Origin of the sequence: Bhargavaea cecembensis DSE10, assembly GCF_000348905.1 — a bacterium.
Taxonomy (GTDB): domain Bacteria; phylum Bacillota; class Bacilli; order Bacillales_A; family Planococcaceae; genus Bhargavaea; species Bhargavaea cecembensis.
Map to the genome: position 1 here is coordinate 338,681 of NZ_AOFT01000001.1, position 13,082 is coordinate 351,762.

At 57.9% G+C, this 13,082-nt stretch carries 7 protein-coding genes; 6 read left to right on the forward strand and 1 reads right to left on the reverse strand.

Translation table 11 applies throughout. The annotated features are described in order from the left end of the window. Positions 1–66 precede the first annotated feature (66 nt). The 6 genes from addB to C772_RS01575 all read left to right on the forward strand — a co-directional run bounded on the left by addB (position 67) and on the right by C772_RS01575 (position 11,680). Positions 67–3,567, forward strand: coding sequence for a helicase-exonuclease AddAB subunit AddB (addB, locus tag C772_RS01545; RefSeq protein ID WP_008296800.1), 3,501 nt, complete (start codon positions 67–69; stop codon positions 3,565–3,567). Then, on the forward strand, positions 3,542–7,264 hold the full coding sequence (addA, locus tag C772_RS01550; RefSeq protein ID WP_008296801.1) for a helicase-exonuclease AddAB subunit AddA: 3,723 nt from the start codon (positions 3,542–3,544) through the stop codon (positions 7,262–7,264). Before addB ends, addA begins: the two co-directional genes overlap by 26 nt. Next, the gene (locus C772_RS01555) at positions 7,233–8,393 is read left to right on the forward strand and encodes a DUF418 domain-containing protein (RefSeq protein ID WP_008296803.1); all 1,161 of its coding nucleotides are present in this window, start codon (positions 7,233–7,235) and stop codon (positions 8,391–8,393) included. Before addA ends, C772_RS01555 begins: the two co-directional genes overlap by 32 nt. Positions 8,394–8,472: 79 nt before the next feature. Continuing rightward, positions 8,473–9,375 (forward strand): fumarylacetoacetate hydrolase family protein, encoded by a 903-nt coding sequence (locus C772_RS01560; RefSeq protein WP_008296805.1) that lies wholly within the window; start codon positions 8,473–8,475, stop codon positions 9,373–9,375. Between the two features lie 72 nt (positions 9,376–9,447). Further along, positions 9,448–9,819, forward strand: coding sequence for a YisL family protein (locus tag C772_RS01565; protein ID WP_008296808.1), 372 nt, complete (start codon positions 9,448–9,450; stop codon positions 9,817–9,819). 406 nt (positions 9,820–10,225) lie between these two features. Then, positions 10,226–11,680, forward strand: a complete 1,455-nt coding sequence (locus C772_RS01575) for an alpha-amylase family glycosyl hydrolase (RefSeq protein ID WP_160162828.1) — start codon at positions 10,226–10,228, stop codon at positions 11,678–11,680. A 45-nt stretch (positions 11,681–11,725) separates the two neighbouring features. On the opposite strand, the gene C772_RS01580 is transcribed toward C772_RS01575, so the two are convergent. Further along, complete coding sequence (locus tag C772_RS01580) at positions 11,726–13,069, reverse strand: FAD-dependent oxidoreductase (protein WP_008296811.1); 1,344 nt, start codon at positions 13,067–13,069, stop codon at positions 11,726–11,728. Positions 13,070–13,082 lie beyond the last annotated feature (13 nt).

Here is a 13,082-nt window from a genome sequence, read left to right on the forward strand (position 1 = left end):
AACAGAACGTTTGTTCGTTTTTGTATCTACTATTATAATAGACACAAACAGAAAGGAGTGGGGCTGATGTCATTCAGGCTGATTACCGGCCGGGCCGGTTCGGGAAAGACCACAATGATCCGGAAAGAGATTGCCGGCAAGCTGAAGGAAGATCCCCTCGGTTCGCCGATTTTTGTCGTTGTCCCGGACCAGATGTCATTTTCCATGGAGAAAAGCCTGTCGACGGAGTTCGGCCTTCGAGGAACGATCCGCGCCCAGGTGGCGACGTTCAAGCGACTGGCCTGGCGCATTCTCCAAGAGACGGGCGGGATCACCCGGACGGAAGTGAACGGCTTCGGTTACCGGATGCTGATCCGGAGCCTGCTGGCAGAAAACAGGGACGAGTTCAAGCTGTTCCGCCAGGCGGCCGACAAGCGGGGATTCACCGAGCAGCTGGAAGACCTGCTGAAGGAGTTCAGCCGTTACTGCCTCGATTGTACGACGATGACCGATATGCATGGCGAGCTCCAGCAGGCGGGTGCGCCGCGCGCGCTGCTGGACAAAGCCGATGACCTGGAACTGCTCATGAGCAAGATCGAGGAACGGCTCGGCACCGCCTATGTGGACAGCGAAGGCTATCTGGCGCTTCTCGCCTCCCAGATCCGGCACTCTGATCTGGTGAAGGACGCTGAAGTGTACGTGGACGGTTTCGTGACATTCACGACACGGGAGCTGGAAATCGTCGAAGAACTCATGAAGCACGCCAGACGCGTGACCGTTGTGCTTCCAATGGAAGATCCCTACGGGGGTCCGACAGGGTCACAGCTGTTCTTTAATGCGCAGGGAAGCGCCGCCCGGCTGATGGATGCCGCCAAACGGAACGGGGTGGAGACCGAAGACGGCTTTCACCTGGGAATGGCTCGCCGTTTCAAAAGCAGGGCACTTGCCCATCTTGAATCGGTGTTTGACCAATACCCGGCGGCGACCGCATCTGCAGAAGGCGATGTGGAACTGATGCGTGCGGCGGACGCAAGGGCGGAAGTCCATGCCGTGGCGAGGAGGATCCGGAATCTGATGATGTCCGGAATGCGCTATCGGGACATCGCGATCCTGTATCGCCAGCCTGAGGTGTATGACGAGCTGATAGAGACGGTGTTTCCGCTCTATGATGTCCCGGTCTTCATCAGCCGGAAAAAGCCGATGCTCCACCATCCGCTGATCGAGTTCAGCCGATCGGTGCTCGAGGCGGTGGCGGAAGGATGGGAGTATGAAGACATCTTCCGGGCCGTCAAGACCGACCTGTTTTTCCCGCACGGGGCAGATCCGTCGGAATGGCGGGACCGGGCGGACCGGCTCGAGAACTTTGTGCTGGCAAACGGCATCCGCGGGGAGCGCTGGTTCGATGAAAAACGCTGGCAGGTAAAACGGTACCGCGGCCTGGAATTTCACCGAAACGTGCAGACAGATGAAGAACTCGCGATGCAGGAAGACATCCATCTGATCCGGGATGCTGTCCGTGAGCCGCTCGCCAACCTTGAGGCGCGCCTGCGGAGGGGAAGGACGGGACGTGACATCGCGACGACCCTCTTTACGTTCATGGAGGAACTGCATGTGTTCGACAAGATCGTCGACCTGAGGCGGCGCGAGGAAGAGGCCGGCCGGCTGTTCGAGGCGGCGGAGCATGACCAGGCCTGGAATTCCTGGATTGAGGTGCTGGATCAGTTTGTCCTGATGTTCGGGGACAAGGAGCGTCCGCTCGCAGAGTTCATCCGGATTCTTGATGAGGGATTCGATACACTCGAGTTTGCCCGCATCCCGCCTTCGATCGACCAGGTAACGGTGACGACTGTCGACATCTCAAGGCTGATGGACATGGAAGCCGTCTTCATCATCGGCGTCAATGACGGCGTGTTCCCGAAACGCATCGACCAGGAAGGACTCCTGTCCGACCGCGAGCGGGAATGGTTCATGGAAATCGGCTTCGAACTGGCGCCGACGACAAAGATGCGTCTCATGGACGAGATGTACATGGCGTACCGTGCCTTCACGACGGCTTCCTCGAAACTGTTCATCTCCTATCCGGCATCCGACGGGGAAGGCAAGGCACTGATTCCGTCGCTGTACCTGAAGCGCATCCGGCAGATCCTGCCGGATGTGGCTGAAACCGATGTGCTCAATGACCCTGCGGGCCTGCCGGAAGAGGAAAGCTGGCAGGAATACATCAGCCATCCGAGGGCGACGCTCCGGTACGCATCCGCGCACCTGCGGCTAACGGAAAACGAGGAAGAACTGTCCGGTCCGTGGCGGACTGCCATCGACTTTTACCGGAACGATCCGTACTGGTCGATGATCTTCGGGAAGGTGTTCCGCCCGACCAGGCGGCGGGAGACGGAACGGCTTGAACCGGGGGTCACGGCTGCACTTTACGGCGAAGAAATCGGTTCAAGCGTCTCGCGTGTCGAGTCGTATTTCAGCTGCCCGTTCCAGCATTACGCCAGTTTCGGGCTGAAACTGCGCGAGCGCGGTGAATTCACGCTGGACCCGCCGGCCCTCGGCGACCTGTTCCACGCCGCGCTGAAGTGGATCTCGGATGAGACCGGACGGCGGAACTTGTCTTGGGGTGCGCTCAGCCGGACCGAATGCCTGACGCTGGCCAGAGATGCCGTGGAGTCCATCAGTCCGTATTTCTTCAATCAGATCCTGCTGAGTTCAAGCAGGTATGCCTATATCAAGCGGAAGATCACAAGGATCATCCAGCGTACGCTCCTCGGGCTCTCCAAACAGGCCAAGCAATCCGGGTTCAACCCGGTTGCCATCGAGGCGGCATTTGGCCCGGGTGAGAAATTCCCGCCTCTCCGCGTTCCCCTGAAGAGGGGCCGGACGATGCAGCTGAGGGGAAGGATCGACCGGGTGGATGCTGCGGAAGTGGACGGAAAGCCGTTTATCCGTGTCGTCGACTATAAGTCATCGGCCAGGGCACTGGACCTTGCGGAAGTCTACTATGGCCTGTCGCTCCAGATGCTGACCTACCTGGACGTCGCACTCCTCAATTCCGACGAGTGGTTCGGCAGGGAAGCGCTGCCTGCAGGCGTGCTGTATATGCATGTGCACAACCCGATGCTCCGTGCCGAGTCGGGCGTGATGGACGACGCGGAGATCGAGGCGGAGGCGATGAAGTCCTACCGGATGAAAGGCTATGTCCTGGACAACCCGGATGTCGTATTGGAAATGGACAAAAACCTCGATGGATCTTCCGATACGCTCCCTGTCCGGATGAACAAAAACGGCACATTTTCGAAAACGTCCAAGGTGCTCGGGCCGGAAAGCCTCTCGCTTATGCGCGAGTATGTGCGGCAAAAGCACAGGCAGGCGGGCGATTCCATGATCGACGGCGACACACGGGTACTCCCATACCGGATGAAGGACCGGATGCCTTGCCAGACATGCGCGTACCGGTCGGTCTGCCAGTTCGACCCTGCAGACCCGGCCCAGCGCTACCAGGCGCTGCGCCAGCTGACTCCCGAAGAGTCGATCAAATTGATGCAGAAGGAGGTGCTTGGAGATGAAGATACCGGTGAAACCCGCTGATGCAACGTGGACGGATGCCCAGTGGCGGGCAATCCATGCCTCGGGCAGCGACCTGCTCGTCTCGGCTGCGGCCGGATCGGGGAAGACGGCTGTCCTCATCAACCGCCTGATCGGCAAGGTGACCGATCCGGATGATCCCATCGACGTCGACGAACTGCTCGTTGTAACGTTCACGAACGCGGCAGCGGCGGAAATGCGCCATCGGATGGCGACGGCGCTCGAAGAAGCCATTGAAAAAAATCCATCTTCATCGCGTCTCCGGCGGCAGCTAAGCCTCCTGAACAAAGCGCAGATTTCGACGCTCCATTCGTTCTGCATGAACATCGTCCGGCAATACGCCTATGTGCTGGACCTCGACCCGGGCTTCCGCATCGCGGATACCGCGGAGGCGGCACTGCTCAGGGATGACGTGGTCGGCCGTGTGCTCGAGGAGGCGTACGGCTCGGAAAATCCGGAGCCCGTCTACCGGCTCGCGGACAGCTTTACATCCGACCGCGACGACCAGGCGATCGAAGTGCTGATCGACAGGCTGTACGACTACTCCCGCGTCCACCCGAAACCTGAGGAATGGCTGCGGGACATCCCGCGCCAGTATCATCTCCCGCCTGACGCGGACATCGACAGCCTGCCGTTTATCGGTCCGCTCAAGGAGGCAATCCGCCACCAGCTGGAAGAGGCGGCATCGATGGCGGCGGAAGTGGGCCGCATCGCCCGGCTTCCGGATGGCCCGGCGCCACTTGCTTCGACTGCGGAAGAAGATGGAGCCCTCATCGGCTCCCTTCTCGGGATCATGGAAGGCGGCACATGGGAGGAGGCATACCATGCCTTTTCCGCCATCAAGTGGGCCAAGGCCGGCACCATCCGCAAAGACAGCTGTGACGAGGAGCTGGCGGAGCGGGCCAAGAAAAAACGGAATGACATCAAGAAGCTTGTAAACGGGCTGAAGGAATCATACTTTGTCCGGACGCCTGCCCGTCTGCTGGAAGAGATGCGGCTCATGGCACCGATGATGGACACACTTGTCGGACTCACGATTCGGTTCGGCGAGCGGTATGCAGAGGTGAAGAGAAACAGGGGCATCGTCGACTTTTCCGACCTGGAGCACCTGGCGCTCGACATCCTTTCGGAAGAGCGGGACGGGACGCTTGTGCCGTCGGAGATCGCCCACGACTTCCGTGACCGCTTCCGGGAAGTGCTGGTCGATGAATATCAGGATACGAACCGCCTGCAGGAGACGATCGTCTCGCTTGTCAAAAGCGGGGAGAACAAGGACGGAAACCTGTTCATGGTCGGTGATGTAAAGCAGTCGATCTACCGGTTCCGCCTGGCAGAGCCGATGCTGTTCCTCGGGAAATACCTCAGATTCAATGGGGATGCGGATGGAACCGGAATGAAAATCGACCTGAACGCCAACTTCCGCAGCCGGAGGGAAGTGCTGGATGCGACGAACTATGTGTTCCGCCAGGTGATGGGTGCGCGTGTCGGTGAGATCGACTATGACGAAGCCGCGGAACTGAAGCCCGGCGCCCCATATCCGGGGGCGGGCAGCCCGGCCACACTGACGATCCTCCATGAGGAACAGGAAGAAGACGCAGATGAATCGTCAGCATCTGACGAGGAACTCAAGCAGCCCCAGCAGGAAGCGAGGGCGATCATCCGGGAAATCAGGAAGCTGATGGAGTCAGGAGCAGAGGTGACCGATCCGTGGTCGGGCAGCACGCGCCCGCTCCGTTACCGGGATATCGTCATCCTCATGCGTTCGATGACCTGGTCGGGTGAAATTGCGGAAGAGCTGAAGCATGCGGGCATTCCGGTATATGCGGAAACGTCGGGGGGCTACTTTGACGCCATCGAAGTGATGATCATGCTGAACACGCTCCGGGTCATCGACAATCCGTATCAGGACATCCCATTCGCCTCCGTGCTCCGGGCACCGTTTATCGGGCTCGGTGAAAACGAGCTGGCGAAGATCCGCCTGGCGGCACCTGATGAGCCGTACTATGAGGCGCTCAAGCAATATGTACGGAACGGGGCTTCCGCCGGCATTCCGGCAGGGACTGAAGAGAAGATCCGAAGGTTTTATATCCACTTCGAAGAGTGGCGGGATCTGGCACGCAGGGGGTCTCTTGCAGACCTGATCTGGCAGGTCTACCTGGATACCCACTACTACGAAATGGCCGGCGCCATGCCGAACGGCAAGCAGCGCCAGGCCAACCTGCGCGCCCTGCACGACCGGGCGATCCAGTACGAGCGGACATCCTTCCGCGGGCTGTTCCGCTTCCTCCGCTTCATCGACAGGATGAGGCGACGCGGTGACGATATGGGCACCGCAAAAGCGGTCGGCGAGCAGGACGACGTCGTCCGGATCATGACAATCCACGCGTCCAAGGGGCTGGAGTTCCCGCATGTGTTCGTCGCAGGAGTGGGGCGCCAGTTCAATAAAATGGACTTTAACCAGCCGTATCTCTTTGACCAGCACTTCGGCCTTGCGGTCAAGGCGGTGGATCCTGACAATCGGATCCAGTATACGTCGTTGCCTTTCCTTGCAATCAAGGAAAAAAAGGAGCTTGAGATGCGTGCCGAGGAGATGCGGGTCCTTTATGTCGCCATGACACGCGCCAAGGAGGCCCTTCATCTCATCGGATCCGTGAAGGACCCGGACGCGGCGGTCATGAAGTGGCAGGAGGGCCAGCTTGCCCCGGGCGAGCGGCTGCCAGAGTATATCCGGTCGCGCGCAGCCGGCTACCTCGACTGGATCGGGCCCGCAGTGGCGCGCCACCGGGCGTTTGCCCCACACGGAACGGTTCCCGGCGGACAGCTGCTCGATGACGGCTCTGTCTGGAATATCGAGTTTCTTGCTCCTTCCGATCTGTCTTCTGAAAGCGGACCGGCTGCGGAAATCGCAGCGGAAGCGGACCGGGAGGAGAAGACGCCGGACAGCGGGGCGGAGGAAGAGGTGCTCAGCCGGTTTACCGCCTCCTATCCCCATAGTGCCTCTGTCCGGAAGCGTTCGAAGCAGTCGGTCAGTGAAGTGAAGCGGATGTGGCTGCTGGAAAATGCGGAAGAGCCGGATCCGTTCATGTCCCGCTCCGATGAAATCCGGCCGATGTACATGCACGATAGGCCGGAATTCATGCAGGAGCGGACGCTTACGGCGGCAGAAATCGGGACGGCGATGCATACGATCATGCAGCATATCGACCTGTCCCGCCCGCAGACCGTCCGGGAGGTGCAGAACCTCATCACTGACCTCACCCGCCGGGAACTCATCACGGATGAAGAGGCAAGGGAAGTGGATGCTGCTGCAATCTCCCGTTTCTTCGGAACCCCTATCTATGAACGCATCCGGAAGTCCCCGGATATCCGCCGGGAGCTGCCGTTCACCTATGGGCTTGACGCGGGGGACGGCGACCGGCAGATCCTGCAGGGGATCGCCGACTGCCTCTTCCGTGAAAAAGACGGCTGGGTTCTGCTCGATTATAAAACCGACCGGACAGGCATGTTCCGTTCGGAGGCATCGCTCGAGGCTGCAATGGCCGAGCGGTATGGAGTCCAGCTGTCGCTCTACGCACGGGCGATCGGGGACATCCTTGACATTAACATTAAAGAGAAGCTCCTGTACCTGTTTGACGGGGAGCGAGTATTGACTATCCGGGGGGATCATTTTGCCGACACTAAAACCGACCGCATCATCTGAACGGATTGCGGCGCTGGACTATTTGAGGGGGTTCGCCCTGCTCGGCATCTTCGTCGCGAACATGCTGTTTTTCCATACACCGTACGTCTATATCGATCCGTTCACGTGGTTCCGGTCGCTCAGCGACGAGGTCTCCCACATGTGGGTGGACATCCTGTTCCAGAGCAGCTTCTATCCGCTGTTCGCGATGCTTTTCGGCTATGGGATGAACATGCAGTATGAAAAAGCAGTCAGGCTCGGAAGGCCGTTTGTTCCGACTGCCGCCAGAAGGATGGGCGTTCTCCTGCTTTTCGGGATTGTTCATGCTTTTCTCATCTGGCCGGGTGATATCCTGATCACCTATGCACTGATGGGCCTGATCTTCATGTGGATGCTCCGGCTCCCGGCAGCGGCACTCACGGCAATCGGGGCGGTCGTTTATATCGTGCCGATGGCGCTGCTGACGCTCCTGACCTTCTTTGCGGAGAAGCTGGATCCCGACGGCATGATGGGGGCGTATGCGGACATCACCAATGTCAACCGTTCAATTGATGCCTATGCCGGCGGATCGTTCGGTGAAGTGACCGCACAGCGTGCCGCAGACTGGCTGTTCATGAATACGGCATCGATTCCGATGGGAGTCTTCATGATCCTGCCGCTCTTCATGTTCGGGGCCGCGGCAGGGAAGCTCCGCCTGATCGAGAAGGCATCGGACAGCTGGAAAAAGTGGATCCTCCCCGCGGTTCTCTTTACGGCAGCAGGGCTTGCCCTGAAATCGCTGCCTTACTTCACCGATCTGCGCTTCACCACACAGATGGTGCAGGATTCAATAGGCGGGCCGCTCCTGACTGTCGGCTACGTCGGGCTCGTCCTGCTGCTCCTGCAGTCGGGACTCATCCGGAAAGTGTTCCATCCGGTCGCATCCGCGGGACGGATGTCACTGACCGTCTATCTGACCCAGTCGATCATCGCGACCCTGATCTTCTACTCTTACGGCCTCGGCTATTACGGCAAGGTGTCCGTATCGCTCGGAACCTGGCTTGCGGTGGCCATATTCGCCATCCAGTGCATCCTGGCCGACCTGTATTTCCAGAAATTCAGGCAGGGACCGCTCGAACGCATCTGGCGAAGGCTGACTTACGGTAAATGACGAAATATAAAGGATTTTCCGGATATCTGTCGTAAGTAAAGAAGAATAACCAACCCAGAATGGAAAGGATGGCGTCAAGATGAAACTGTTATCGTTCCGGTACGAAGGGAATCAGCGCTTCGGCCCCAAGGTGAAAAAGGAGGAGGCCGTATGGGATCTTGCGGCCATTCACGAAGAACTCGGGGAAGGGGAGCCGTTCCCGGCGCATATCATCGACGGCATCGCGGAAGGCCATGAATTCGTGGAGGGGATCCGCCGGCTGGTCGAGCGTGCGGAGACGTCCGGCAACCCGGAGGCCTACAAGCACGGATTCGACGAAATCGAATGGACTGCGCCCATTCCGCGGACACCGAAAAACGTCATCTGCATCGGGAAGAACTACGCCGATCATGTGACCGAGATGGGCGGAGACCGCCCTCCGGAAAAACTGGTCGTCTTTACGAAATCCCCGACTGCCATTGCGGCAGATGAAGAAGAGCTTCCTGCCCATGCCGGCATTACGGAAAGCCTGGACTATGAAGGCGAGCTTGCCATTATCATCGGGAAGGGCGGGCGGAATATCCAAAAGGCGCTTGCCTATGATCATATTTTCGGGTACACGATCGCCAATGACATCACCGCGCGGGATGTACAGGCGGCCCATGTGCAATTCTTCCTGGGGAAAAGCCTCGACAAGTCGTGCCCGCTGGGACCTTACCTCGTGACAAAAGATGAGATTCCGGATCCGCAGAACCTGTCGCTCGTGACAAAAGTCAACGGGGAAGTGCGCCAGAACGGCAACACCAAAGACATGATTTTCCCGATCGACGAACTGATCTCACAGGTCTCCCTTTATGTAACGCTTGAACCTGGTGACGTCATCCTCACGGGAACGCCGTCGGGTGTAGGAAAAGGGATGAACCCGCCATCCTTCATCAAGGCGGGCGATACGGTGAAGGTTTCCATCGAAGGAATCGGGACCCTGTCCAACACATTCGCCTGACCATCCCGCGTGATTGCCGGTGCCCGCTTGTGGTAGGATAAGAGGGCAATCATAGAAAATGAGGTGGAATAGTTGGGCGTCTTTACGGATACGACACATCTGCACATCTTCACCTGGGTCGTTGCAGTCATTCTTTTCCTGGTGGCAGCGGTCATGGCAAAAGGGAGCAAGGGACGCAAGGTGATTCATATGATCCTCCGTCTCTTCTACATCCTCGTCATTCTGAGCGGGGCTTTCCTGTTCTTTGCCTGGTCCAGCTCCGATGCAGCCATGTACGGGGTCAAGTTCCTGCTTGGCGTCGTGACGATCGGATTCATGGAGATGGTGCTTGTCCGCCAGAACAAAGACAAGCCGACCAACGTCTTCTGGGTGCTGTTCTTCATCAGCCTCCTTGCGACGATGTTCATCGGCATGAGCCTGCCGATCGGCATGGACTTCTTCTGAGCGGACAAAAAGCCGGAAACGGGTCTTCGGACCGGTTTCCGGCTTTTTTCTGTTATCCGGGAAAGATTCAATTCGGGTGAGATGTTGACGATCTTATGTGAGACGTTGACTATCTTGAGTGAGACGTTGATTATCTTGAGTGAGACGTTGACTATCTTGAGTGAGACGTTGACTATCTTGAGTGAAACGTTGACTATCTTGAGTGAGACGTTGACTATCTTGAGTGAGACGTTGATTATCTTCTTTAATATGTCGATCATCCAAGCCCAGGCATCGACTAGGTGAGGCAATTTCACATTTTTGCCCCATTTCACCGGGTTTTCATCTTCCGGTTTTCCAAACCGGTCGCCGGCTCCGGGATGGAGTGATAAAATAACGGGTGATGGAGCAAGGAGTGAAGATAGACGTGTTCAAGAAAACTGTTGCCGCATTTGGTGCGGCTTTGCTGATCGGGACCGCTGCGCTGCCGACTGTTTCGGCGGAAGAGCGGAATGTCCTCGATGAAAGCATTTACGATACCCTCGTCGACCGTTTCTTTAACGGAACGACGGAAAATGACCAGGGGGCCGACCCGACCGATAACTACGACTTTAACGGCGGTGACTTCGCCGGTCTCCAGGAAAAACTGGAGTATATCCAGGACATGGGATTCACGGCCGTATCAATCGGCCCGATTTTCGAGACGGCGACCTATGACGGCCGTGCCGTCCTCACCTACGGGGCCATTGAGGACCGCTTCGGCACGGACAAAGAGCTGAAGGATATGATTTCTGCCTATCACGATGCCGACATGGAAGTCTATGCGGACTTTCCGCTTGGCGGCGTCAGTCAGGACCACGAGTGGGCCTCTGGCCGGGAGGGCTGGGCCGTGCCTGCCGAAGACGGCGAGTCAGTTGACTGGGATCTCGAAAATGAAGAAGTGCAGGATGCGCTGATCGATGCAGCCGTCACATTTGCGGAAGAAACGGGGATCGACGGTGTCCGGCTGACCAGATTCGGCGATGCCGATACAGCTTTTCTCGACAGGATGATCGCTGCGCTGAAGGAAACATCTCCTTCGCTGGTTGTCTTTTCCGACGCACCATCCGAAGCGGAATTCGATCTCGACTATGACCCCGCTGTCATGGAGATTCTCCGATCCGCGTTTGTCGAGATGGATCCTGATTCTTCCGGCATGGACGAGCTTGGGCTCACTGACCCGCCTACGATGATGTTCTTTGATGACCTGAACACCACAAGGTTTACGACAGAGATGGTGGACCGGAAGATGTTTCCGCCGACCCGCTGGAACGTGGCCGCCACCGCGCTCTTTACTTTGCCGGGTGTGCCGGTGATGACGTACGGTTCCGAAATTGCGGTTGCGGGCAAGGAAGCCCCAGGTACGCACCCACTCCACAATTTCAAGACGGATGAAGAACTGAAGGACCATATTGCCGATGTGAACGGCATCCGGAACCAGTCGGAGACGCTCCGTACAGGTGATTTTGAACTTCTTCATAACGACAATGGCCTGATCGTGTACGAGCGGTCCAGTGACGAGGAAACATGGGTCATCGTCCTCAATAACACAAGTGAAACGCAGCGCGTCGATTTGACCGCTGAGCAGCTCGGGGAAGGGAAGAGGCTGCGTGCGCTGATCGACAATAACTTGGTCAGCCAGGCCGACAGCGGCGAATACCGCATCGTCCTCGACAGGGAGGCGGCCGACCTGTTCATCGTCGAGGAAGACACCGGACTTAACATTCCGTATATCATTGCAGCGATCCTTGTTTATGCTACATTCATCGGATTCATCTACATGGTGTGGAGAAAAGGGAAGCAGCGTGCCAAAGACGGGAAAGCAGGCAAGTCAAAAGCATAACCGCAAAAAACAAGACCGCCGTCCGGAATGGATGGCGGTCTTGTCTTAATGTTGGTTGGAAGATTTCATTGCCCTGTAACCGAGCATATTGACGGGATCTTTGGGTGACCCATAAGGTGGTGCGTATGCCGTCTCGATGGCGGAGAGGTCGTCGACGGTGAGCCCGCCCCGGATCGCTGTTGCAATCACATCGATGCGCTTGTCGGCCCCTTTTTCACCGACCGCCTGTGCACCGTAGATGGCGCGGGTATCCGGGTCATAGTGGACTTTCAGTACGAGCTTGCCGCTGTCCGGATAGTAGCCCGCATTCGAACGGCTTTTATGGATGACGGTCTCATAGTTCATGCCTTCTTCTTTGAGCATCTTCTCTGTCATGCCGGTCATCCCCGCAGTGAGGGAAAACAGTTTCGTGATGGAGGTCCCGAGAAGCCCGTCCATTTCCGTGTCGCCGCCTGCCAGGTGGTTTGCAACGATAAAGGAAGCCCGGTGGGCAGGCCAGGAGAGCGGTACGCGTTTCGGCTTGCCGGTAAACCAGTCCCGGCCTTCTGCCGCGTCACCGATGGCATAGATGTCCGGGTCATTCGTCCTCATGAACGGGTCGGTCGCAATCCCTCCGGTCGGCCCGATCTCGAGACCGGCTTCTTTGGCCAGCAGGGTATTCGGCTCAAGGCCGACGGCGGTGGCGATAAAGTCAGCCTCCATTTCGGTCCCGTCATCGAGCGTGACGGTCCTGCCTTCGATCATCCGGAGTTCGCGTCCGAGGTGGAGGGTGACGCCGTTTCTCTCCATCTCCTCTGCGAGCAGTTCCGACATGTCCTTATCACCGATCGGCATGACATGTTCATTGTGCTCGATCAGGGCCGTTTCAATGCCGCGGTGCCGGAAGTTTTCCGCGAGCTCCACGCCGATGAATCCGCCGCCTACCACTATGCAGGAGGCCGGCTTTTCTTCGTCAAGAAAGTTCCCGAACTGTTCCAGGTCGCCAAAGTGGCGGAGTGTGAACAGCGGGATGCCGGGTTTTCCGGGCACAGCGGGCTTTCGGGCCCGTCCGCCGGGAGAAAGTATGAGTTTGTCGTACGGCAGGATATCGGTTTTGCCCGTTTCCATATTGCAGACGTGGACTTCCTTTTTGGCACGGTCGATTTTGGTGGCTTCATGGAGGAGGCGGACGTCAATGGATTTCTCTTTTCCGAATCCCTCCGGGGTTGCATGGACCAGGTCATCCGCGCTGCCGATCACTCCGCCCAGCACGTACGGCATGCCGCATGTGCCAAACCCGAGCTCAGAATCCTTCCCGATCAGCGTGATGTGGGCATCCGGCAGAAAGCGCCGGATCTGAGAAGAAACGGTCGCCCCTCCGGCGACCGCTCCGATGACGACAATCTTCATCCAATCATCCTTT

Coding starts and splice junctions, on each gene's coding strand:
- addB (WP_008296800.1), top strand. CDS start 67: ATGTCATTCAGGCTGATTACCGGCCGGGCCGGTTCGGGAAAGACCACA.
- addA (WP_008296801.1), top strand. CDS start 3,542: ATGAAGATACCGGTGAAACCCGCTGATGCAACGTGGACGGATGCCCAG.
- C772_RS01560 (WP_008296805.1), top strand. CDS start 8,473: ATGAAACTGTTATCGTTCCGGTACGAAGGGAATCAGCGCTTCGGCCCC.
- C772_RS01580 (WP_008296811.1), bottom strand. CDS start 13,069: ATGAAGATTGTCGTCATCGGAGCGGTCGCCGGAGGGGCGACCGTTTCT.